Source organism: Deltaproteobacteria bacterium (assembly GCA_016178705.1).
Taxonomy (GTDB): domain Bacteria; phylum Desulfobacterota; class Binatia; order HRBIN30; family JACQVA1; genus JACOST01.
Genome location: JACOST010000009.1, coordinates 51888 through 75240, shown reverse-complemented (window position 1 = coordinate 75240; position 23353 = coordinate 51888). Strand labels below are relative to the sequence as shown.

The 23353-nt window shown below is 64.1% G+C and carries 17 protein-coding genes and 1 pseudogene; 14 read left to right on the top strand and 4 right to left on the bottom strand.

All coding sequences use genetic code 11. The annotated features are described in order from the left end of the window. Positions 1 to 287 precede the first annotated feature (287 nt). Positions 288 to 566, bottom strand: a pseudogene (locus HYR72_04585) (thrombospondin type 3 repeat-containing protein). Between the two features lie 2591 nt (positions 567 to 3157). Here HYR72_04585 and HYR72_04580 point away from each other — a divergent pair. The 13 genes from HYR72_04580 to HYR72_04520 all read left to right on the top strand — a co-directional run bounded on the left by HYR72_04580 (position 3158) and on the right by HYR72_04520 (position 13138). Beyond that, complete coding sequence (locus tag HYR72_04580; GenBank protein ID MBI1814230.1) at positions 3158 to 3415, top strand: hypothetical protein; 258 nt, start codon at positions 3158 to 3160, stop codon at positions 3413 to 3415. Positions 3416 to 3808: 393 nt separating this feature from the next. Beyond that, on the top strand, positions 3809 to 4366 hold the full coding sequence (locus HYR72_04575) for a hypothetical protein (GenBank protein ID MBI1814229.1): 558 nt from the start codon (positions 3809 to 3811) through the stop codon (positions 4364 to 4366). Positions 4367 to 4575: 209 nt separating this feature from the next. Beyond that, positions 4576 to 5079, top strand: coding sequence for a carboxymuconolactone decarboxylase family protein (locus HYR72_04570; protein ID MBI1814228.1), 504 nt, complete (start codon positions 4576 to 4578; stop codon positions 5077 to 5079). 7 nt (positions 5080 to 5086) lie between these two features. Beyond that, the gene (locus HYR72_04565) at positions 5087 to 5266 is read left to right on the top strand and encodes a hypothetical protein (GenBank protein MBI1814227.1); all 180 of its coding nucleotides are present in this window, start codon (positions 5087 to 5089) and stop codon (positions 5264 to 5266) included. Between the two features lie 51 nt (positions 5267 to 5317). After that, complete coding sequence (locus tag HYR72_04560; GenBank protein ID MBI1814226.1) at positions 5318 to 5593, top strand: hypothetical protein; 276 nt, start codon at positions 5318 to 5320, stop codon at positions 5591 to 5593. Between the two features lie 211 nt (positions 5594 to 5804). After that, positions 5805 to 6410 (top strand): polyisoprenoid-binding protein, encoded by a 606-nt coding sequence (locus tag HYR72_04555; GenBank protein ID MBI1814225.1) that lies wholly within the window; start codon positions 5805 to 5807, stop codon positions 6408 to 6410. Positions 6411 to 6620: 210 nt separating this feature from the next. Further along, positions 6621 to 7922: an NAD(P)/FAD-dependent oxidoreductase gene (locus tag HYR72_04550; GenBank protein MBI1814224.1), complete on the top strand. Its 1302-nt coding sequence runs from the start codon at positions 6621 to 6623 to the stop codon at positions 7920 to 7922. Between the two features lie 56 nt (positions 7923 to 7978). Then, positions 7979 to 8947, top strand: coding sequence for a sigma-70 family RNA polymerase sigma factor (locus HYR72_04545; protein ID MBI1814223.1), 969 nt, complete (start codon positions 7979 to 7981; stop codon positions 8945 to 8947). 59 nt (positions 8948 to 9006) lie between these two features. Next, entirely contained in the window at positions 9007 to 9468 is a 462-nt protein-coding gene (locus tag HYR72_04540; protein ID MBI1814222.1) for a thioredoxin family protein, read from the top strand. 71 nt (positions 9469 to 9539) lie between these two features. Beyond that, the gene (locus HYR72_04535) at positions 9540 to 10745 is read left to right on the top strand and encodes an acyl-CoA dehydrogenase family protein (protein ID MBI1814221.1); all 1206 of its coding nucleotides are present in this window, start codon (positions 9540 to 9542) and stop codon (positions 10743 to 10745) included. A 16-nt stretch (positions 10746 to 10761) separates the two neighbouring features. Beyond that, entirely contained in the window at positions 10762 to 11265 is a 504-nt protein-coding gene (locus tag HYR72_04530) for a pyridoxamine 5'-phosphate oxidase family protein (protein MBI1814220.1), read from the top strand. Between the two features lie 70 nt (positions 11266 to 11335). After that, the gene (locus HYR72_04525; protein MBI1814219.1) at positions 11336 to 12424 is read left to right on the top strand and encodes a phosphotransferase family protein; all 1089 of its coding nucleotides are present in this window, start codon (positions 11336 to 11338) and stop codon (positions 12422 to 12424) included. Positions 12425 to 12445: 21 nt separating this feature from the next. Continuing rightward, positions 12446 to 13138 carry a glutathione S-transferase family protein gene (locus tag HYR72_04520; GenBank protein ID MBI1814218.1) on the top strand — a complete coding sequence of 231 codons (693 nt, stop codon included), beginning with the start codon at positions 12446 to 12448 and terminating at the stop codon, positions 13136 to 13138. 51 nt (positions 13139 to 13189) lie between these two features. Here HYR72_04520 and HYR72_04515 read toward each other — a convergent pair whose 3' ends face one another. Continuing rightward, positions 13190 to 16153: a hypothetical protein gene (locus tag HYR72_04515; GenBank protein MBI1814217.1), complete on the bottom strand. Its 2964-nt coding sequence runs from the start codon at positions 16151 to 16153 to the stop codon at positions 13190 to 13192. A 181-nt stretch (positions 16154 to 16334) separates the two neighbouring features. Between HYR72_04515 and HYR72_04510 the strand changes: the two genes are divergently transcribed. Beyond that, positions 16335 to 16961, top strand: coding sequence for a FecR domain-containing protein (locus tag HYR72_04510; GenBank protein ID MBI1814216.1), 627 nt, complete (start codon positions 16335 to 16337; stop codon positions 16959 to 16961). A 14-nt stretch (positions 16962 to 16975) separates the two neighbouring features. On the opposite strand, the gene HYR72_04505 is transcribed toward HYR72_04510, so the two are convergent. Continuing rightward, positions 16976 to 21010: a PAS domain S-box protein gene (locus tag HYR72_04505; protein ID MBI1814215.1), complete on the bottom strand. Its 4035-nt coding sequence runs from the start codon at positions 21008 to 21010 to the stop codon at positions 16976 to 16978. Positions 21011 to 21086: 76 nt separating this feature from the next. Continuing rightward, positions 21087 to 23321, bottom strand: a complete 2235-nt coding sequence (locus HYR72_04500) for a PAS domain S-box protein (GenBank protein ID MBI1814214.1) — start codon at positions 23319 to 23321, stop codon at positions 21087 to 21089. Positions 23322 to 23353: the final 32 nt, after the last annotated feature.

Below are 23353 nucleotides of genomic sequence, written 5' to 3'. Positions count from 1 at the left end.
CGCAGATCGCGGAAGAGAAAGCGCTTGGCGTTCTTGATCCAGCCTGGACCCGGATACGCGTACGGCCCCGATGGCAGAGTGATATCGACCTTCGGCACGCCGGCCGCCGAGCGGATCTGCACGCGTGCGCCGTTGGCCATCGGGTCGATGGTGAAGGCGCCGGTGGCGAGCGTGAACTGGCCGCTCAAGCGCAAGAAGTCGTTACCGGTGATGTTGTCATTGATGCGGAACGCCATCGCCAGCGGCCGCAGCCATTTGGTCTGTCCGGCAACCGTGGTCGTGCAGAGGTCGCACGCGTCGCCGACGCCGTCGCTGTCGGCATCCGCTTGACTCGCGTTCGGCGTGTTCGGGCAGTTGTCGCACGCGTCACCGACGCCATCGCCGTCACTGTCCTCTTGGCCGGGATTGGCGATGCACGGACAGTTGTCGTTGGGAACCTCGGACTGGCAGGTCGGCTGGAAACGATAGGCTTTGATCTCGTTGGCGCCGATGCTGGCGGCGATGACGCCGCTGGCGACCGAGGCCGGCGCGGTGTCGGTTTCGATTAGCGAGGTCTCGTACGCCATGGTCGGCGAGAATGCGGAGGCGTCGATGGAGAAGGTGGTGGGGGCGCCATCGAGTTCCCACAACCGGACGAGCAAGCCCCGATCTCCTTCTTCAGTGGGCTTGAAGGCGGTGACCACCACGTTGGGCGCGCTCACCGAGAGGAAACTCTGCGTATCCTGAGTGAGTGGACCGGATTGATTGCGAGCCAGCGCGATCGTCTGCAGCGGATTCTGATGCGCCAAGCTGGTCTTCATCGCTTGCGCGCCGGAATACGCACCGGCCGAACCCTGGACGGCGAAGCGATTGCGGAAGTAGGTGTCGCCGCCTTGGTCGGTGATGCTGTCGCTGCCAGAAACCTGCCCGAATGCGAGCACGCTGACCTCGGAAGTCGGCAGATCGAAGCTCCCCGGCGTGCTGTTGCCAACCTGCATGGTGAACGCGTCCTGGTTCGACAAGGTGATGCTGTAACCGCCGTCGGTGAAATTGACGAAGTGGTTCAGCGTCATGAAATCCATGCGCGCGCCGGCGAGGAAGTCGCCGCCCTGGGCTGCCACGCCCGGCCGCGCGATGGCGCCGATCTCTTCGAACCGGATCTGCGGACTGCTTAGGCCGACGTTGTACCGATAGACTCGTGTCGCCGTGTCGGACTCCAGGATTTCGTCTTCGACCTCGATGCGGTCGACACCGGCGATGAGCGTCACCCGCACGCTCCGACTCGGTGGGCCGCTGATGTCGCGTCGCAGCGTGACCGACACCGGTCCGACGTTCTCCGCGGTCAGTCCGGTCGATGCGCCGCTGCCAAAATCGTTCAGGCCAGTACCTGCCATCTCCACGTTGGCGATCTTATCGAAGGCGCTGGTGAGCTGGCCGCGCTCGTCGACATCGACGCGATGCCAGGCACTCTCGATCTCATTGCCGGTCACCGTGGCCGCGTCCGGAAACGTCGTGCCAGTGCCCGCCTCGTAGCGATAGATGCGATAGCCGAGTGACGGCATGTTGCTCGCCAGGATGCGGAGATATGAGTTACCGTTGAGCGTGACGATCTGGCTCGGCACTTCGGTGCTGCTCGCGAGGTCGGTGACGATGAACGGGCCGCTAGTAGCGATCGAGAGGTCGGCGAAGTCAGTGCGCGTGAATCCGAGCGGATTGAAGACGACAAAGCGGTCTTCGTCGGGGGTCTGGAAGTATCCGGCGAGCGCGCTGGCGGCGGCGGTGCTGGTCTGCGCCACTGTTGTCGCGATGCTCTGCGCCCACGTCAGCTTGTTGTTGATCACGTAGGGCAGGCCGACGCCGCCATCGCCCCAGCCGTGCTCGAAGTACTTGAAGTAGTCGACCATCGCCCCTTCGAGCGCGGCCTGACGCGGCGGCCAGAAATTTAGATTGCGCGCGTGCACGACGGCCGCCATCGCCTCGGCGGCGTGGAGTTGTTCGATGGCGCGGCGCGTCTGCGCGGTGCGTTCGGCGAGCGCGGTCGGCCATAGGTCCCACTCGTTGCCCCAGCCGCCGCGCAGGGTGTTGAGCTGCCCGACATGGGTCTCGAGTTCCTGAAAGTAGTCGATGCCGTTGGCGACTCGCACCGTGTCAGTGGTGTGGGTGGCGTTCCATTGTTGCGCCAGCGTTTCGAAGGCGGTGGTCTGATAGTTCACATCGTCCCAACCGGCGCCGAACAGCCCGGTCATCGGCAGTGGCGGTTGCCCGGGTCCGGGCGGCTGCACGGAGAAGTGATCAATCGTGCTTTGAATCGCGCCCTCCGACAGATTGTCGCGCGCTTCGGCGTAGCCGCCCCACGACGAGTTCGTGGTGAGGTAGTACCACTTCATCAGCAGCGTCTTGTCGTCCGGCCCCTGCCAGCGAAACACCTCGTCGGTGCGGCTGTTGTAGTCAAAGCCGCCGATCGACGCGCAGCCGCAGACCCCCTTCCATGAATACTTCACGCGGCTGCCAGCCCACAGGCTGACGACGCCCCACGGGATGGTTTGGTTTTCCATCTCTTGGCCGAGATCGAAGTGGACAGTGGGGAAGCGCCGCTCGATGCGGCCCGGATAGTAGCCGGCGCGGATGGCGGCTTCGGTGGGCAGCGCGCCGTAGAGAGTCACGAACGGGTTGAGCGGCACGGTGAGGTGGCCGGAGGCGATCTTGTCGATCAAATCTTGGAACTGCGCCGGCGTCCGGTTCTTCTCGTACAGATAAAGGTAGTACCAGCAGTCGGCGTTGAAGCGGGCTTGTTCGTCCGCCGGGCTGCTCGCGGTGGCGTCGATACGGCCGCGGTAGTAGTCGAGCTCGTTGAGCATCGAGGTCTCGTAGACATCGGTGGTCGCGTTCCACCCGTAGTCGGTGTGATTGTCGTTCATTAGGTACACGCGATGCGCGTGCGCGCGCGGCGCGCACATGACGCTGCACGCGAGGGAGGCGGTCATCAGATAGACGATCAATCGGCGCATTGAGGGCAAAACTCTTCGACGAGAGTGTACAACGCGAATCCGCGGGGGCAAGCATGTATTTTGCGCCCCGGGCGCGGGCTGGAAGGTTACGACGGGTTCGGCAGCTGCGGGGCGTTGACCGAACTGATCCGCGTAGTCTATCAAGAGCCCGCCAACGCGGACGCCGCCTCATGAAGCACGCTGGACCCCAAGCACTGGATGAGTTGGGCGATCTGCTCGTCGAGATTCGGAACTTCGAGGGCCTCAAGGAAAAGAAGCGGGGCGCCTTCTACCGCAAGTCGTCCGGCTTTCTGCACTTCCACGAAGACCCGGCCGGCTTCTTCGCCGACTTGAAAATCGACGACGAGTATCAACGCTTTCGCGTGAGTACCGCGAGCGAGCGCAAAGCCCTGGTGCGCCGCATCTCTTCACTGATGCGTGCGAGCTGACGATCAAGCGTGAATCTCCGGTGTTGTCTCGGGTTGAGCCGAACCTTGAGCGCATCGGGGGGCATCGCACAGAGGAAATCTCGGCAACGACCGCGTGCCGTGTGCTACCGCGCATTGCCACGCCCGAAGATATCGACAACTGGACATGCTACCTGCTGAGCGATCAAGGGCCAGATCGCCGACGGCGGCGCGAGCGTGGTGTGAAGTCAAGCAGCGATACACCTTGCTTTCTTCTTGACGCAATTACTCTATCACGCTCTACAGGTGTGAAGATGAGATTGCAGCTGGTGAAGTATTCAACACGTGGGGATGAGTTAGAGCCATCGTGAGACAGGAACTCCGTCGCCTTACGCCGCGCAATAGGGGGGCTTGCACGTGACGAAGAAGATCGCGGTGACCCTGCTCGTCCTCAGTCTTGCCAGTTGTGGCGGAGATGCCGACAGCGGCATGACCCGTTATCGGCTCACCGAGGACAGCACCATTCTGTTCCTGGCGTCGTCAACGGATGCCCCGGTCCAAGAGAGACTTTCGGGGAGATTTGTTGTCGTGCGTGCGCCGGACCCTGGACCCAATACCCGCTTCGAATTCACGATCACGAGCCTGCAATTCCGAGGGGAGCAGCTCTTTGCGGTGCGGGGCGACCCAGGCCTGCCTGAGTGCGCCAATGCCCCCGGGATCGGTTCGATCGGTTCTAGAACGCTCTCCATCCCGCCGCTCGTGCAGATGGACGCGTGCGTTGCAATAGATTCCCAACTGATCTTCTTGCAAGGCGGAGGACCGCTGGCAGTCCTCGGCGACCCGCCACCGCTGCTCACGATGGAGGTCTGTGGCACCTCGGTCAATCGCCCAGTAACGTGCGATGACATCAGCAACCGCGTAGCCGGGGGCTACCAGTTGCGAATCTTTGCGGTACCGGAACATCGGCTGCCCCCCACCGGAACTGTGGAGTGAGATTCTTCGCCTTGCGGCTCAGAATGACATCGGTCGCGGGCTCGAAAGAAATGTTTTGGTCTACTCCGGCTCGTCCCACCCGAGTAGCGCCTCGTCGCTCGGGTTCTCGCAATGGCCGAGGATCTGGCGTCGGCGCATCACTCAAAGTCAGCTATCACCGAATCTCCGACGCGTTGACTTGCGTCATCGCACCCGCGCACAATGCGATCATGTCTTGGCTTCGCAGTGCGACCGAGGTGCCGACTCCATTCGAAGGTGTGCTCGGTCTGCGGCCTGAACTCCTCAGTCTCTATCGCGACCTCTACGGCAAGTTGTGGGCCGACCCGCTGGTGCCGCCGGCGCTGCTCGAGTTGTGTCGTTTGCGGATCGCGTCATGGCACGACTGCGAGGCCGAGCGCGGCATCCGCCACGCCACTGCGGGCGTGACCGCGGCGCAGATCGTAGCGCTCGATGACTGGCACACGGCGGATTGTTTCACGGCCTGCGAGCGCGCCGCGCTTACCATCGCCGACAAGATGTGCGGGCAGGTGCACGATGTCAGTGACGAAGACGTCGCCGCGGTGCGCCAGCATCTCAGCGACGCACAGACCGTGGCGCTGATGCTCGCACTCGGCTTGTTCGATGCGCAGTGCCGCGTGCGCCTGGCGCTGGGCGTCGTGCCAAAGCCGGTGACTGTCGATGCCCCGGCCTCGGCGCACGGCATGATCTACTAGAGCCACGATGTCGACGCAGCCGCGGATTACAGTCTCCGAGTCGGGTTCCGCGCTGAGCCACGTGCCGGCGCTCAATGACGCGTTCTGGAAACTCTACCGCGAGTTCTGGAGCCACGGTGTGCTGGACCATCGGGCCAAGGAGATGGCGCGCATTCGGAATGCGCGTGTCACCAACTGCGGCTTGTGACGCAACGTCCGCTTCGCCGTGGCGCGTGAGCAGGGATTGTCGGAGGCGCAGGTGGATCACATAGACGACGGCTACGAGCAGTCGCCGTTGAGCGATCGCGACAAAGTTACGCTCCGCTTCACCGACGCGTTGCTCAGCGATCCGCGGCGGGTGGGCCCGGAACTGCAAGCGGCATTGCAGCACCACTTCAGTGATCCGCAGATCGTCGAGTTGGCCCTCGGCGTCGGCCTCTTTCACGCGCTGTCGAAACTGCTGATCGCGTTGGGTCTCGAGCCCAGCGCGATGCCGACGACGATTCTGCCAACACCCGGCATACCCCAGCCCTGAGTGTGGTCGCTTGCGCGGACACTTGTTTCCGGCCACATTCCATTTCCGAGGAGGACCAGTGATGCAGCGGGCTTTGCACGAAATTCGAACGATCTCCCTGCTCGTCATTCCGGCGAAAGCCGGAATCCAGGCCCGAACCCCACGCCTCCGACTGGATACCGGCTTTCGCCGGTATGACGAATCCACTGGCGGGCTCTCTTGTGCAAAGCAGATGCAGCGTGCAGTGCTAGTGGCGATAGTGATCGCGGGAGTTGTGGCATCAGCGGGCGCGCGAGCCGCGACGTTCGACATCGATCCGGCGCACACCAACGCGGAATTCGCCGTGCGGCATTTGATGGTCTCCACCGTGCGCGGCCACCTCGGCAAGGTGAGCGGAGCGGTGCAACTCGACGAGACCGACGTGACGAAGTCATCGGTCACCGCCACCATCGACGTCACTGGGATCGAGACGCGTGAACCGAAGCGCGACGAACATTTGCGCGGTGCCGACTTCCTCGATGTGAAGCAGTACCCAACGATCACGTTTAAATCGAAGGAAGTGACCAAGCTGGCCGACGATACGTTCATTGTGAAGGGCGACCTGACAATTCGTGGCGTGACGAAGGAAGTCACGCTCGATGTCGAAGGCTCGCCGAAGCCGTTCACCGACCCGTTCGGCAACGTGAAGCTCGGCGGCGTGGCCCGCACCAAAATCAATCGCCAGGACTTCGGCGTGGCTTGGAGCAAGTCGCTGGACAACGGTGGGTTGGTCGTCGGCAACGAGCTCGAGATCACGATCGACATCGAGCTGACCAAGAAGAAAGACGAGGCGAAGTAGCCAAGTCAGCCGCGCCGTCGTTGGAGCCTGCCGCTCGTTGCGCTTCTCAGAAGCGTAGGGGGCGATGCATGCATCGCCCTCCGTCTTCTCCGCAATGAACACATCAATTCGCTCGGCGACGCATGCGTCGCCCCTACAGGGGACCGGACATCCTAGATGCTGTAACCTTTTCCGGCTCAGGAACGTGATAGGGTCGAGGAGGAGATCGACATGCCAAAGACAGACTGTGATGTCGTCGTGGTCGGGGGCGGATTGGCGGGTCTGACGGCCGCAACCTATCTCGCCCGCGCTGGTCGCTCTGTGGCGTTGTTCGAGAAGGCGCGCACGCTCGGCGGCCGCGCCGCGACGCATGTGAAGGGCGACTACCGGTTCAACATCGGCCCGCACGCGCTCTACAAGGGCGGAGCGGGTGCAAAGGTGCTGCGCGAACTAGGCGTGGCCTTCACCGCCGGCACGCCCAGCGCGTCGGGTGGCTACGCGATCGACCGCGGTGCCAAACACGCGCTGCCCGGCGGATTTGTCTCGTTGCTGAGCACCGGGCTGTTCGGCCTCGCAGCGAAGTTCGAAACCGCCAGACTGCTCGGCACGATCGGTAAGATCGACGCGGCGGCTATTCGGCACGAGACCGTGCGCGGATGGCTCGACCGCAGCATTCGCCATCCCGAGGTGCGCCGCCTGGTGCAGGCGCTGTTTCGCTTGTCGACCTATGCCAATGATCCCACGCGGCAAAGTGCCGGCGTCGCTGTGGCGCAATTGCAGATGGCTCTCGCGGGCAACGTGCACTACCTCGACGGCGGGTGGCAGACGCTGGTCGATGGTTTGCGTCTGGCCGCGGAGGCGGCGGGGGTGAAGATTGTTGCGGGTGCACGCGTTGCCGCGGTCGAGCAGGACGATGGCGCGTGCGGCGTGCGGCTCGCGGACGACACTCGGCATGCGGCCGGTGCCGTCATCCTCGCGACCAGCCCAGGCGACGCCGCTGGGTTGCTCAACGGTGCAAGCCGTTCGCTACGGGAATGGGCGGACGCGGCGATTCCGGTGACGGCGGCGTGTCTCGATGTCGCGCTCAACCGCTTGCCGCAACCGCGCGCAACCTTCGCTCTCGGAATCGATCAGCCGTGGTATCTGTCGGTTCATTCGGCGTTCGCCAAGCTGGCCGCACCGGGCGGTGCCACGATTCACGTGGCCAAGTACTTGCCGGGTGATGCTGCCTTCGATCCAAAGTCTGACGAACGCGAACTCGAAGCCCTACTCGACCTCGTGCAGCCGGGCTGGCGCGACGCGTTGGTGGAACGCCGATTCTTGCCCAGCATGGTGGTATGCAATGGACTCACCACGGCGGCGCAGGGTGGCGTGGCGGGCCGGCCCGGACCCGCAGTGCTGGATGTGAAGAACCTCTACGTCGTCGGTGATTGGGTCGGCGCGGAAGGTCTGCTGGCTGATACCAGTCTGGCGAGCGCGAAGCGGGCGGCAGAACTTGTCGCGCAAACGCGACCGCTGCGCGTCGCCGCGTGACCGATGGGTGATTGCTGCGTGATTACTGATTGACGTGAACAGTAGAAACCTCCCGCATGAGCACGCTCGCCTCGCCAATTCTCGAAGATCTCTTCAAGGTTCACGAGCGCTTTGTGTGGGGGCTGTGCTACCGCATGACCGGGAGCGCCGCCGACGCCGACGACCTGCTGCAGGAAACGTTCGTGCGCGTAATGGAGCATCCGCCGGCGCGCACCGACGAGCCGTGGCGGCCGTGGCTGGTGCGGGTGGCGATGAATCTTGGACGCGATCTGCTGCGCCGACGCAAGCGGCGCACGTACGTCGGACCGTGGTTGCCCGCGCCGATCGAGACCGGTGACGAAGCCTCGCCGCCGTCGTTTGAACCGACGCTTGCCGGCGAGCAGACGACCGAGGGGCGCTACGATCTGTTGGAGAGCGTGTCGTTCGCGTTCTTGCTCGCGCTCGAAGTGCTGACGCCGCAGCAACGCGCGGTGCTGCTGCTGCGCGACGTGTTCGACTACTCGGTGCGTGAGACCAGCGACGCGCTCGGCATGTCCGAGCCCAACGTGAAGACCACGCATCATCGCGCGCGGCGCGCGATGCACGCCTACGATCGCAATCGCTGCGTCCCGACCCGCGCGCTGCAGGAACGGACGCGCGAGGTCCTGGGGCAGTTCATGACCTCGTTGTTGTCGGGTGACGTCGCTTCGATCGAGGCGATGCTCGCCGACTCGGTGCGCGCACTCAGCGACGGTGGCGGTGAGTTCTTCGCCGCGCGCAAGCCGCTCGTGGGTCGCGACCGGGTCACGCAATTTCACTGGAACATTTGGCGCCGGCGCATGCCGACTGCCCGCTTCGAAGCCCGCATGATCAACGGCCTCCCGGCGCTGGTCGGTGAGATGCCGACCGGCAAACCCGGCGAACCGCCGCGCATTGTCTTTCTCTGTGATCTCACCCCGGACGGCCGCGTTGCCTGCGTGTACTCCGTGGTGGCGACGCGCAAGCTGTCGGCGATTTCATTCGCCGCCCTCGCGGCCAACGCGTAGAGACGGGTTTCAAACCCGCCCGCTCTCGGCTACAAACACGGGCCACGAGTGGAGGTGTCATGACGAAAACAGCGATGATGCATGTGTTCGCCGCCGTGTTGGCCGTGTTGGCGGTTGCCGTGCCGGCTAGCGCGCATGACTGGAACGATGCGCAGATTCCGTGGCAGTCGTACGAGGCGGGCCTCGCCCAAGCCAAGAAATCGAAAAAGCCGATCTGCCTCATTTTCTTCACCGAGTGGTGTCCGCACTGCAAGAACTACAGCGGCGTGTTCCACGACCCGAAAGTCGCCGAGCAGTCGAAGCACTTCGTGATGATCCATGTCGACGGCGACCAGAACAAGGAACTCAGTCAGAAGTATGCGCCCGACGGGGGGTATATTCCGCGGACGTTCTTTCTGTCGTCGAACGGCACACTCGCTGACATCCACGCGCCCCGCGACCAGTACAAATATTTCTACGACGAGAAGAACCCCGCTTCGATCCTCACCAGCATGGACGCGGCACTGGAGAAGGTGAAATAGGAGATCGACTCAGCGCGAAGCGTCCGACGCTCAGCGTGACGATCGAACGAGACCAATCCAAGGAGTGAGCGATGGACTTTGCGGTACCGGCCGAGGTTGACCAGTTGTGCGCCAATATCCGGGGCTTCATGGACGAGCATGTGTACCCGCTCGAACGCTCGCATGAAGGGTGGACCATGGAGGTCGGCGGCCCGGCGTATCCGCCGGCGATCAAGGCGGTGCAAGCGAAGGCGAAGGCCGCCGGATACTGGGCGTTCCATCTGCCGAAGGAAGCGGGCGGCGCCGATCTGCCGTTCATGCACTACGTGTTCGTCAACGAGATCCTCGGTCGCTGTCCGGCGGCTCCCGTCTGCATGGGCTCGCAAGCGCCCGACTCCGGCAACGCCGAGATCTTGTGGCGCCTCGGCACGGATGAACAGAAGGCGCGCTGGCTCAAACCGTTGGTCGACGGCGACATCCGCAGTTGCTTCTCGATGACGGAGCCGGAAGTCGCCGGCTCCGATCCCCGCCTGCTGCGCACCACCGCGAAACGCGACGGCGATCACTACGTCATCGACGGTCACAAGTGGTTCACCAGCGGTGCTCACGGTTCGTCCTTTGCCATCGTCATGGCGATGACCAACCCGGAGCAGGAGAATCCGTATCTGCGCTTCAGTCAGATCATCGTCCCGACCGATACGCCTGGGTTCAAGATCGCCCGCGGCGTTCCGGTGATGGGCGACTACGACAACCACCACGCCGAGATCTGGTACGAGGACTGCCGCGTGCCGGTGACCAACCGGCTCGGCGGCGAGGGCATGGGCTTTGCCATCGCTCAGGAGCGCCTCGGCCCCGGTCGCATTCATCACTGTATGCGTTGGCTGGGCGTCGCGCAGCGGTCCTTCGAGATGATGTGCCAATACGCGACGCAGCGCGAAATGTTTGGCAGCACGCTGTCGCGCAAAGCCAACATTCAGGACTGGATCGCCGAGGCGCGCGCCGACATTCAAGCCGCGCGGCTGATGACATTGCACGCGGCCTGGAAGATCGACACCGCCGGCGCCAGCGGCGCGCGCGAGGAGATTTCGCTGATCAAATTTTTCGGCGCCAAGGTGCTGCACAGCGTGGTCGACAAAGCGATCCAAATTTTCGGCGCCGCCGGCGTGACCGAAGATCATCCGTTGTCGATGTTCTATCGCCAAGCCCGCTTCGCCCGCATCTACGACGGTCCGGACGAAGTCCACAAGATGGTCGTCGCGCGGCGGATACTGGCGCAGTATGAGGGGAAGCGCGCGTAGTGCGTAGTCCAATCACATGAGCACTGAACCCGTATCATCCGATGAACGCGATCCGGCCAATTGGCCGGCGAAGGCGCTGGCGCGGATTCGGCGGGTGATCGAGCGCAGCCGCAAGACTGCCGGCCACGCGGTGCGCGATACGTTCGCGCGCCCGGAGCGTGAGATGACGGCGGCCGAATTCGTGGCGTTCTGGAACGGGACGCGGATGAAGGCGATGGCAACCGTCGGCAACACGCACGCACCGCATATCGCGCCGGTCCACGCTGAGTTCGTCAACGGACGACTGCGCTCGACGATCTTCGAGACGGCGGTGCGCCGCCGCGATCTGCGCGACAATCCCAAAGTGGCGCTGACGACGTGGGGGTCGAATGGCGCCGCCGCGATCGTCTACGGCCGTGCACGTGAAGTCACAGATAGTCTGCGCGACACCCGTACCGGCGCCAGCGGTGGCCCGCGCCGCACGGTGGTGCTGGACATCGAAGTCACGCGCATCTATGCGATGAAGGGGCGTGAGGCGTGAATCGTGAGTGGTGAATCGTGAATCGGGAGTGGACTAGGAGACCGTAGGGCGGGCCCAGCACTGAGACGCCATGGAAGCCAACAAGCAGACCCAACCTGCCGATCCGCCCGAGACGATCGCGATTCGTGACGGCGAAGATTTCGATCACGCGCGTCTGGCGGAGTATCTGAGAGGCAAGCTGCCCCACTCCGACCGATCGTTGGAAGTGATCCAGTTCGCCGGCGGGCACGCGAACCTGACCTACTGCCTGCGCTACGGCGAGGTTGAGTACGTGCTGCGGCGGCCACCGATCGGTCCGGTCGCCCCCGGAGCGCACGACATGGGGCGCGAGTACCGTGCGCTGTCCGTGCTCTATAAGGAGTATCCCCTCGCCCCGCGGGCGTATGTGTACTGCGAAGATCCGGCGATCATCGGCGCGCCGTTTTTTGTGATGGAGCGCCGCCACGGCATTGTCGTGCGGCGCAGCATTCCGGCCGCGTTTGGCAGCGGCAAGGACGCGGCGATCAATCGGCGCATCAGTGAGGTCATCATCGACACACTGGCCGACCTGCATCAGGTCGATCCGCGTGCGGTCGGCTTGGACACGATCGGCAAACCCGAGGGATTCATGCGCCGTCAGATCGATGGCTGGATGGCGCGCTATCAGCGTGCGAAAACCAGAGAGATGCCGGTGGCCGACGAGATGTGTCGCTGGTTGAACGAGCACTTGCCGGCATCGCCGCTGGCGACGCTCCTGCACAACGACTGGCGCCTCGACAACATGATGCTCAAGTCCAACTCGCCCGAGTGCGAGGCGGTGTTCGATTGGGACATGTGCACGCTCGGCGATCCGCTCGCCGATCTCGGCACGTTGCTCACCGCGTGGCTCGAAGCCGGCGACGGACTCCCCGACTCGGGACAGGTGACCATGCCCTCGATGGTGCCCGGCTTCATGACTCGTGGTGAAGCGGTGGCACGCTACGGCCAGCGGCGCGGCGTCGATGTTAGCACGCTACCGTATTACTACGTCTTCGGACTGTTCAAGATGGCGGTGGTGCTGCAGCAGATCTACCACCGCTACCATCTTGGTCAAACCAAGGACCCACGCTTCGCCCTCTTCGAACAGGGAGCGGAAGCGTTGTTCGTGAAGTCGAAGCAAGAAGCAGTAGGCAGTAGGTAGAGGGCAGAAGGGACGCATTGGATGATCACACTTTCGCAATTCGCTGTGTCGCCGTACTGCGACAAGATCCGCCGCGTGTTGCGGTACAAGCAGATCTCGTTCGCGATTCGCGAGTGGCCGCTCGCCGAGGTCGGGTCGATTCGCGAGAAGAATTCCACCGGCAAGCTGCCGTTCATCGAGATTGACGGTACGGTCATCGCCGACTCGACCAACATTGCACTGGAATTGGAGCGGCGCTATCCGAGGCCGGCGCTGATTCCGTCCGATCCGGCGCAGCGCGCGCTGGTGCTCGCGCTCGAAGACTGGGCCGACGAGTCGCTCTACTTCTACGAGATGACGACCCGCTTTGGCGAGCAAGACTTCGCGGCCAACGTCGGCAAGCTGCTCGGCGATGCGCCGAAGGAAATGGTCGAGGCGATGGCGCCGATGCTGCGCGAGATGTTCAAATCGACCACTACGACGCAAGGCATCGGACGCAAGTCGGCGGCGCAACTGGCCGAGGACGTTGACCGCTTGTTCGGCGCGATCGAAGATCTCCAGCGCGCAACCGGCTTCGTCGTCGGCAACACCCTCACGCTGGCCGACATCGCCATCTGCTGCCAAGCCGAGTGCATCGGCGACTCGACCATCGGCAAGCAAGTCTTGCAACGACGTCCGGCGCTCGCAACGTATTTTAGTCGGGTCGATGCGCTGACGCAGGCCGATCGCGTGTGAGTGACCGAGCGCTGGCCGGTCGCTTTACCAGGAAGAGTGATACGGTCGCCTTCAGGGCTTGCACGTAAACGTGATCAGATCGAGGTCGCTGATGTTCGTGCCCGCTTTCGCGCGGCTCATGAGCACCTGTCGTCCGAGGCGGAATCCGGTCTGCGTGATGCCGAGCGGAACGACCACGTCGATTAGGTGCGAGCATCGGCTGTTGTCGTTAGTCATCACGCTCGCCGCGGCCCGCGACAGCGCGGTGCGCAGGGTGGCCGCGCCCGCTCGCCGCTGCGCTTCACGCGTTGATGGCAACAACACATCATAGCTTGCCAATGCGGATGGTGCGCACTTCGGAAGCGACGGATCGGCTACGCGGGCACACACCGACACGTTGAACGTACAACTGCCCAACGTTCCACCATCGAAGTCGCACGACGGATCGTTGTCGATGCAAGTCTGCGCGCCGACGATCCGACCGCTACGGTCGCGCGTCGGTGGGTTGCGAGTATTCAACACCATCCATTCGGTAAGGCACTCGCCGGTCGCGGCACCTCGCCCGGGAATGAGATTGCCAGCCAGAGAGCCCTCGTAACGCGCCAGCGCGATCGCGAAGCGACTGTAGGGACGCGCCGAGGCGCCTGCGGTTACCAGTTTGCCGTCCGGCATTCGGATCAACGAGAAAGCATCGTTCGTACTGCCGCTCAGATTGCTCCCGGCAATCCGTGTCGTGACAACCCCGGCATCGCCGAAAGTGGAGTCGAGACCGCCGTTGACGTCATAGCGCGCGAGTGCAAACAGCGAACTGCTCCCGTCCCAGGCGTTGCCAGCCACGACAATCCGGCCGTCCGGGTCCAACGCAACTGCGGCGGCGCCGCTGCTCTCCTCGATCAAAGTGGTCACGACACCGCCGTTGCCGAAGGTGGCGTCGAGCAGGCCCTGCGGGTCGTAACGGACGACTTCCGTGTAGCTCGTCTCCCCGACCGACGAGTAGCCCACAACGACCAGCTTGCCGTCTGGTTGCAGAACGAGTGCGCTCGCCGCGTCCATGCCAGTAATCGAGGTAGTGACGATACCACCATCGCCAAAGGTCGTGTCGAGGCTACCATCGGTCGTGTAGCGCGCCAGCGCGAGCATCGAACTTTCGAAATTGGGATCGAATGAAGCTCCAGCCACGATCACCTTGCCATCGGATTGTCGCGCGAGAGCGGATCCATACGTGTAGCCTGCGCCGATCGGCGTCGTCACTATCCCCCCAGTGCCGAAGGTGGGATCGAGGCTGCCGTCAGGGTTGTAGCGCGAGACGGCAAAGTCCGCTCCGTCGGCATGCTCGGTGTACCCAGCGCAGGTGAGTTTGCCACTGGGATGGATGACGAGCGCGGTGGCGTGGGACGCCTGGCCGATTGACGTAGTCACGATCCCGCTCGTACCGAAACTGCTATCGAGCCCCCCGGCCGCATTGTAGCGGACAAGTGTGAAGACGCCGGTGCTACCCGAGCTGCCCGCGACCGTCAGTTTCCCATCCGGTTGGCGCACCAAGGCGTTGGCCGAGGCGCCGGTGCCGATGACGGTGGTCACGACACCAGCGTTCCCGAACGTGGCATCGAGAGTGCCATCGACCTCGAAACGAGCAAGAGCAATGGCATCGGCGGCACCCGCAGAGGAGTGATCGGCATAGGATATGCCGGCGACCACGAGCCGATTGTCAGGTTGGGCGACGACTGCAAAGGCGAGCGAACTGAAGCCGATTGGAACCCGCACTGTACCCGCGATTCCGAAGGTGTTGTCCGGCGTCCCATTCGCATTGCAGCGGACGACGTTGTCCATCTCGACTGCCACGGGCTTGCCATCTGGCTGCACGAGGACGCCGGTGTGTGTGTCGGAGAAAGAATCGAGCAGCGGGACGGTCGCAACTCCACCGTTACCGAAGCCGCCGTCGACGATTCCATCGCTGCTGTGGCGTACGAAGCGAATAGCGAAACCGGCTGCAGTTTCGACAAGCCCGGCGGTTATCAACTTGCCATCGGCCTGGAGCGCCAACGACGTTGCGCCGCTGCCGCCTCCCGCCGTGGCGCTCCCGCCATTGCCAAAGGTCGGGTCCAAGCTCCCTGCGGTGTCGTAGCGCGCGAGCGTGAAACCCACGCCGTCAAAGCCCGCCGCCACGAGCTTGCCATCGGGTTGCACGACGAGAGCGTTCGCAGCAGAGTTTACCGATCCGACCGGAGCCAGCCCTTGCCCGCCGTTGCCGAAGGCGGCGTCAAGACCACCGTCTGCGTTGTAGCGCGCGAGTGCGAAGGTGGCTCGCAGGGTGCCGTTTTGCACAATGCCGGCCCAGCCCGCAGCGACAACACGTCCGTCAGATTGGAGCGCCAGCGAACTGAGCGCCGCGAAATCGGTCCCGACACTCGTCGTTACTATGCCTGCATTCCCAAACGTGGCGTCGAGCGCACCGTCGGCGGCGTAGCGAGCGAGTCCAAAGTCTGATCGACTGGCACCGAACACGGTGCCGGCCGCGACGAGTTTACCGTCGGATTGCACGACGAGACTGTTGAGTGCATCGTCGGCCGCGCCGATCGCGGTGGTCACGACCCCGGTGCCGCCAAAGGTCGAATCGAGACTGCCGTCCGCGTTGAAGCGTGCGAGCGCGAAGTCGGCATTCGTGACGCCGTCAGTTGTGCCGCCGACGACCAACTTGCCATCGGATTGCAACACGAGGCCACGCGCGACGTAGCGGGTGCTGCCCAGCGGTGCCTTGGCGAGGCCGTTCGTGCCAAAAGTGGGATCCAGGCTGCCGTCTGAATTGCAGCGCACCAACGCTAGATCGTAGCGGCTCCCGTTCGCGCTTGAGCCGGCGATGACGAGTTTGCCATCGGGTTGTAGGGCCAGGGCCGCGGCGAATTGAAGCGGAAGCTTGGGTGAATGATTGTAAGACGCACCGAAGCTGCGATCGAGCTGCCCGTCGTTTCCCCAGACGCGTCCGGTGGTGCACAGCACCGCCATACCGAGCACGTATGCAACGACTGATCGTCTCATCGGCGCCCTCCTCTCTGGCGACCGTGCTGAACTGCAAATCGACTGGGTGATGCTTAACACGCCCGCCTCGAAACGAGCAAACGAGGGCTGCATCCCTACACCGGTCACCATGGGCCACGTTGCCGATGCAGCCTTGTCATGATTCGTGGTTGTCAGATAGACGGAACCAGGAGGGTCGAGTATGCGCGCATTTTCAGGGAACGGTGTTGGGTTGGTGACGATCGTTGTGGCGATCTTGTTGATCAAGTGGGTCCCGTCCGCTGCCGCTAGCGATATCGCTCAGGTTGTCACCGTCAACGGATCACCGACCGTGATGCGCGCCGAGAAGCGTGAGCCGCTCAAGCGCGGTGATGGTCTGAACGCTGGTGACGCGGTTGAGACGGATGAGCACGCCAAGGTGAAGCTGTTGCTCAGTGATGATTCCGTGCTCGCCATCGGTCCAAAGAGTCGGGTCGTGATCGAGCGAATGCGGATCGAACCTGCCGCGCGCACGGCACGATTGCGGGTCCTCGCCGGGCGGTTCCAGATCGCGATCGCCAAATTCTTCCGCGGGCCGACCGACTACGAGATCCAAACCCCCACAGCGGTTGCCGGCGTGCGTGGCACCGTGCTGTGGGGCGACACCGACCTCGATGCGATCTGCGATCTCGAGGGCGCCGTTACCGTGCGATCAACACAGGGAACGAGCGCGGCGACCCCGTTGAACAGCGGCCAATGCGTCCACAACATGGCCGGTGGTACGACTGAACCGCTGGTGCCAAGCGCGGCGGAGCTGGCGGCGTATCTGAGAGAAGTCACGCTCGACTGAGCGGCGCGGCGCGCTTACCGATCCGATTGCGTCAGCGCTGCGAGAGCCGGTTGCAACCGATTCAATTCGGCGTCGAGGGCCGCGCACAGCGCCTCGGCTTGCGTCAGATCGCCGGCGCGGGCGAGACGTTCAAGCCGCAACGCAACGTCGTAGGCGGCTTTGGCGTCGAAGTTGGCCACCGCGCCTTTGAGCGCGTGCGCGGCCCGCTCGATGCGCGGCGCGACACCACTGACGACGGCCGCTTGCAGATCGGACAGCAGCCGCGGGCAGTCGCCGAGAAACAGCGCGGTCATTTCCTTCAAGAGAGCGGTGTCGCCGTCGAGGCGCGCAAGCAACGCTGATCGATCGATTGGCATCGCGAGAGCGACCGCGGGGCGACCAAGAGGAACGCTGGCCGGGCGCGGGCGCAGCCAGCGCTGCAACGCCGCGTCGAGATCGTCGGGCTGAATGGGCTTAGCGATGTAGTCATCCATACCTGCCGCTAAGCAACGCTCGCGGTCGCCCTTCAGCGCGCTCGCCGTCATGGCGATGATCGGGACCCGTTGAGTGCCGCCCTCGCGCGCGCGGATCGCCGCGGTGGCCTCGAAGCCGTCGAGCTCGGGCATCTGGCAATCCATCAGCACCGCAGCGTACGGAATGCGTCCCAGCGCATCGAATGCCTCGTGACCGTTGGCCGCGACGTCGGCGCGATAGCCGAGGCGTTCGAGCAGTCGCACGGCGACGCGTTGGTTGACCACGTTGTCTTCGGCGACCAGGATGCGCGCGCGCGTTGTCGCGGCCGCGGTCTGTGCGGAGACCACGGGCTGCGCCGCCGCAACGGTGGGGGCAGCCGGATTCATCGCCCCGATCGATACGAGACACTCGTAGAGCTGCGCTTGGCGCGTGGGTTTGATCACGCAGGCGTTGAATCCGGCTTGCCGAGCAGCTTCGAGCGCGCCGCGCCGAGTGGTGCGTAGCACGAGCCCGAGCGTGCCGTTGCCGAGTTCGGCCCTGATGGTGCGGGCGAGGTCGAGCGCATCGCAGCCTTGCAGCGGATCATCAACAATGGCCACGTCGAACGGAACGTGGTTGTCACCGGCGCTGCGCAGTAGCGCCAGCGTGTCGGCAGCGTTCTCGACGGTGCGGGTGAATATCCCCCAGCCTGACAACTGGCGGTGCAGCACCGCGCGGCTGGTGGCGTTGTCATCGACGACGAGGACGCGGCGACCTTGCAGCTCGGTGCGCGGCGCCGGCACGACGGCGGTCGCTGCATCGGCTTGTTTGTTGAGACGCACGGTGCACCAGAAACTGCTGCCGCGCCCCGGCTCGCTTTCGACGCCGATGCTGCCACCCATCAGCTCGCTGAGCTGCTTGCAGATCGCCAACCCCAGCCCGGTGCCGCCATACTTGCGGGTGGTCGAGCTGTCGGCTTGCGAGAACGGACGGAACAGCCGTCCTTGCGCATCCGCAGCGATGCCGATGCCGCTGTCGCTGACCACAAACCCGATCGCAGTATTGGTGGCGCTCTCCTCAACGCGTTTGGCGCGCACCACCACTTCGCCGCGTTCGCTGAACTTGATGGCGTTGCTGATCAAGTTGGTGAGGATCTGGCGCAGGCGTCCGGGATCGCCGCGCACCGCGGTGGGCACGTCGTGATACACCAACGACACTAGTTCCAGCCCCTTGCGCTGCGCGGCTTCGGCAAACAGGTCGGTGACATCCTCGACCAGCTCGCGCAGGTTGAAGTCGACCTCTTCCAATTCGAGCTTGCCGGCCTCGATCTTCGAAAAGTCGAGGATGTCGTCGATGATCGTTAGCAACGCGTCGCCGGAGACGCGAATCGCGTCGGCGTATTCGCGCTGGTCGTCATTGAGCGGCGTGTCGAGCAGCAGGCTGGTCATGCCGATGACGCCGTTCATTGGCGTGCGGATCTCGTGACTCATGGTGGCAAGGAACGCCGACTTGGCGCGGTCGGCCGCCTCGGCCGCTTCTTTGGCGTGGCGGAGATTTTCGGCCGCATGCTTCATGTCGGTGATATCCTGGCTCATCGCCATGCCGCACACGACGGCGCCGGTCTCGTCGCGAACCGGCAGTGTGTGGACCGTGTAGATGCGGCCCGCCAACGTCGCTTCGAAGGTCGATGCGCCGCCGTTGAGCGCGGCGCGGCAGGGGGCTTCGATCAACGCGCAAATGTCGGGCGGGAAGACTTCCCAGATGGTGTGACCTTCCATCGCCTGCTTCGACAAGCCGGTAGTTGCGAGTGCCTCGCCTTCCGCCATCGTGTAGCGCAGATCCTGATCGAACAGGGCAACCAAGCCATTGGGAAAGTGGTGCGCCACCGTGCGGTAGAGTTCCTCGTTTTGGCGGAGGGCGTCTTGCGCCCGCTTGCGGTCGGTGATGATTCGGCTGTTCGAGACGAATCCCTTGATCGCGGGGTTGTCGAACAGGTTGCTGCCCATCGATTCGAGGTAGACCCATTCGCCGCTCGCGCTGCGCGCGCGATATTCGAAAGGGCCGCCGATGCCACCGTCCTGCAATCCTTGCACAAAGGCGTTGAGCAGGCGTTCCCGGTCATCCGGGTGGATAAAGGCGAAGCCTTGTGTGCTCACGAGGTCTTCCGGGCGGTAGCCCAGCAAGCGTTCGACCGAGGGGCTGACGTACTGGAAGGTGCCGTCGAGGCCGGTCACGGCGATCATGTCGGTGGAGTTCTGCAGCATCGCGCGCAGCCGCTCTTCGCTCTCGCGCAGCGCGCCTTCCGCGGCTTGGCGCGCGGTGATGTCGCGGCCGGTGGCGTAGAAAACCGCTTCGTCGGCGATGATCGCCGCCTTCCACTGGATCCACCGGTAGGTGCCGTCGCGGCACCGCAAGCGATTCTCGAACGCGGCTTGCCCGCTGCTGCTCGCCGCCTGCATGGCCGCGCCGGTTGCTTCGCGGTCGTCGGGATGGACGAAGTCGAGCAACGTGGTGGCGAACATCTCTGCGAGCGAAAAGCCTAGTGTTCGCTCCCAGGCGGGATTGAGCCGCCGGGCGCGGCCGTCGAGACCGCCAGTCACCATCAGGTCACTCGACAAGTCGAAGAAACGGTCGCGCTCCCGCTCGCTGTGTTTGCGCGCCGTGATGTCACGCAGAATACAGCGAGTGAAGGCGGGCTTTCCGTCGACGAATTTGCAGCTCGCGGTGCCCTCGGTGAGGATGTCGCGCCCGTCCTTCGCGACCAAGACGACCTCCATGCGCAGGCGGTCTCCACGTTCGGTTTGCTCGCACAGCGCGCGACAGCGCGCGTGGTAGTCGGGGTGAATCACGTCGAAGATCGACAGCGTGCGACACTCGGCGTCGCTGTACCCGAGCCCGTCGCGCCACGCCTTGTTGACGTATAGCAAGCGCCCGTCGGGGCCGATGCTTTGGACCAGATCGCTGGCGTTCTCAAACAAGTCGCGATAGCGCTCCTCGCTCTCCCGCAGTGCGGCTTCGGCGCCCTGGCGCTCAAGTGCCGCGCGCTGCGTCACCGCGCGCTCGCGGGCGAACGCCGCTGACACGTACACCGACACGCCCAACGTCACCGCGACGCCGACGGCGGGATAACTGAACACGTCGGCAAAGCTGCCGGTCACCAGAACGAGATTCAACAGCATCGCCAGCGCCGCGCCGCCGGCGGCGACGAGTTGCGGGACCACTCCCCAGGGCAACAATGTTGCGGCTCCCAACGTGAGTGCGAGGCACAGAATAGAGGTGGTGACGACGTCGGCGGTGAGCACCCCCGAAACCGCCGTGGCGGTCGAGATGACGGCCAGCGCCGCCAACGTGCTCGCGACGATCCAGGCGCGCTGTGTTGGGCGCAGGCGCACGACCGTGAAGGCGGCGAGCACCGCACTCGCCTGGATCAACTTGAGGATCAGCAACGCGCCCGGACGGCTGGTTGCCAGGAGCAGATCAGCGAGCGCGAAGAGCGCGTTTGACAGTAATATGATCCCCAGGCCGATGCGGACACGCCGGGCCAGTAGGACGGTGATCTCGATGTCGGAGCCGGAATGTTCGTGCCCGGCCGTCAGCGTTGAGTTGCCGTAACCCACAGCCTCTCTCTATCACAGGAGCGTTCCGTGGGCTGCCCGTGGATGATAGGGCGGCGGCGGTGGCGTTGCGTGCGGGTCAGTGCAGCGTTTGGGTGCGGCTGGGGTCGACGATGATGGGCATGGGCCGGGGAATCGACCGCTGCAGGGCGGCCGCCAGCTGATCCCGGGTGACCGGCTTGGGCACATGGTCGTCCATGCCGGCCGCGAGGCAGCGCTCGCGATCGCCGGGCAAGGCGCCGGTGGTGACGGCGATGATCGGGATGCGCTGACCGGTTGACTGTTCTTGCGCGCGAATTCTTGCGGTGGCCTCGAAGCCGTCGAGTTCTGGCATCTGACAGTCCATGAGTACGGCGACGTAGGCCGCGCGTTCGAGGGCGCGCAGCGCTTCAATTCCGTTGGCTGCAACATCGACGCGATAGCCGAGCTTTTCGAGCATGCGCACGGTGATGTGTTGGTTGAGCGCGTTGTCTTCGGCCACGAGGATGCGTGGTTGCACCCCGTAGCATGCGGCTGTCCCAACGGCTGGCTCGGACGGAGTGGCGGGATGAGTCGACGCGGCCGCCAGCCGCGGTTGCGTCTGAAATCGGGCGGTGAACCAGAAGGTACTGCCGACACCGCCCTGGCTCTCGACGCCGATCTCGCCCTGCATCAACTCCGTCAACCGCTTGCTGATCGCCAAACCGAGTCCTGTCCCACCGTACTCGCGCGTGGTCGACATGTCGGCCTGCGAGAACGCCTCGAACAGTCGGGCGCGAGCCTCGGGCGCGATACCGATACCGGTGTCCGCGACTTCAAAGCGCAGCGTCGTGCTCGCGCCCTGGGTCTCCGCGAGTTTGACCCGCAGCATGACTTCGCCCCGTTCGGTGAACTTGACCGCGTTGCCGAGCAGATTGACGAGGATCTGGCGCAGCCGGCCGGGGTCACCGCGCAACAGCGGTGGCACGTCGTGGTAGATCAGCGAGGCGAGCTGCAAGCCCTTGCGCTGCGCCGGCGCGAGTACCAAGTCAACCACCTCGTCGATTGCCTGGCGCAGATCGAAGTCAGTGATCTCGAGCGCGAGTTTGCCGGCCTCAATCTTCGAGAAGTCGAGTACGTCGTTGATGATGGCGAGGAGCGCGTCACCCGCTCGCCGAATGCCTTGCGCGTACTCTTGCTGCTCTGGTTGCAGCGGGGACTCTAGCAGCAAGCCGGCCCAGCCGATGACGGCGTTCATCGGGCTGCGGATTTCATGACTAACGGTGGCGAGAAACTGCGACTTGGCGCGGTTAGCCACCTCGGCAGACTCCTTCGCCGTGCGCAGCTCGCTCTCGCTGTGCTTGCGGTCGGTGACGTCGCGCGTGTTCAGCACAATCCCGCGGATTGCCGGATCGCGCAGCAGGTTGCTGGCGATCGATTCGACCTGGACCCACGATCCGCTCGCGTGGCGGACACGGTATTCGATACGTCGCGCCTGGTCGGGGTGGTTGAGCAGTTCCGTGAATAGTGCGCGCAGCGGTTGCCGGTCGTCGGGGTGGACGTGCTGCGCGGTGGACTCGCCGATGAGTTGTGCCGGCTTGTAGCCGAGGATGCGTGCGGCTGCGGGGCTGACGTAGCGCACTGAGCTATCGTCGTCGACGATGGTGATCAGATCGGAAGAGTTCTGAACCAACGCTCGCAGCCGCGCCTCACTGGCGGCGAGGGCCGCGTCGGCCATCTTGCGCGCCGAGATATCCCGCAAGATCCCTTCAGTGGCGACCGGGCGGCCCGTCTCATCGCGCAGCAGGCGCGCGGTTGCCGACATCGAGATCAGCGTTCCATCGCTCCGCCGGAACAGCAGCTCGACGTCGTTCACGGCGCCCTTGTCGCGCAAGGCTTCGAGCACCTGTTCGCGCCCGTTCGGATATGCATACAACTGGTTCACGTCCCGACCCAGCAGTTCGTTAACCCGGTACCCGTAGCGTTCCACCGACGGGCTTACCATCTGAACGATCCCCTGCAGATCGGTGCGATAGATAATGTCCTGCACGTGTTCGAACACGCTGCGCAGCTGCACCTCCTGCTCCCGCAGTGCCTCGGCGGTGGTGGCGTGGCGCTGATCAAGCGTGGAGGTGAAGCGGCGATAGCGGCGCGCTTCATAGGCGGCGGAGATGCAAATGAGCAACGTTGCCCCGACGACTATCGGCGCGAGTGGGGCGAAGGCTCCCGCGAACGAAGCCCGACCGCGTCCCAATTCGACGACAGGCAGGAGGAGAATCAGAGCCAAACCAAGCGAGAGGGCGAGACGAACGCGCGCGGCCAGCCACGGCAGGTTGTGTCGGTCTTCGGTACTCATCGGATCATCGCGATGGCGTTCGCAAGGGCGTC

Coding starts and splice junctions, on each gene's coding strand:
- HYR72_04580 (MBI1814230.1), top strand. CDS start 3,158: ATGAAGCACGCTGGACCCCAAGCACTGGATGAGTTGGGCGATCTGCTC.
- HYR72_04570 (MBI1814228.1), top strand. CDS start 4,576: ATGTCTTGGCTTCGCAGTGCGACCGAGGTGCCGACTCCATTCGAAGGT.
- HYR72_04565 (MBI1814227.1), top strand. CDS start 5,087: ATGTCGACGCAGCCGCGGATTACAGTCTCCGAGTCGGGTTCCGCGCTG.
- HYR72_04555 (MBI1814225.1), top strand. CDS start 5,805: ATGCAGCGTGCAGTGCTAGTGGCGATAGTGATCGCGGGAGTTGTGGCA.
- HYR72_04550 (MBI1814224.1), top strand. CDS start 6,621: ATGCCAAAGACAGACTGTGATGTCGTCGTGGTCGGGGGCGGATTGGCG.
- HYR72_04545 (MBI1814223.1), top strand. CDS start 7,979: ATGAGCACGCTCGCCTCGCCAATTCTCGAAGATCTCTTCAAGGTTCAC.
- HYR72_04540 (MBI1814222.1), top strand. CDS start 9,007: ATGACGAAAACAGCGATGATGCATGTGTTCGCCGCCGTGTTGGCCGTG.
- HYR72_04535 (MBI1814221.1), top strand. CDS start 9,540: ATGGACTTTGCGGTACCGGCCGAGGTTGACCAGTTGTGCGCCAATATC.
- HYR72_04530 (MBI1814220.1), top strand. CDS start 10,762: ATGAGCACTGAACCCGTATCATCCGATGAACGCGATCCGGCCAATTGG.
- HYR72_04525 (MBI1814219.1), top strand. CDS start 11,336: ATGGAAGCCAACAAGCAGACCCAACCTGCCGATCCGCCCGAGACGATC.
- HYR72_04520 (MBI1814218.1), top strand. CDS start 12,446: ATGATCACACTTTCGCAATTCGCTGTGTCGCCGTACTGCGACAAGATC.
- HYR72_04515 (MBI1814217.1), bottom strand. CDS start 16,153: ATGAGACGATCAGTCGTTGCATACGTGCTCGGTATGGCGGTGCTGTGC.
- HYR72_04510 (MBI1814216.1), top strand. CDS start 16,335: ATGCGCGCATTTTCAGGGAACGGTGTTGGGTTGGTGACGATCGTTGTG.
- HYR72_04500 (MBI1814214.1), bottom strand. CDS start 23,321: ATGAGTACCGAAGACCGACACAACCTGCCGTGGCTGGCCGCGCGCGTT.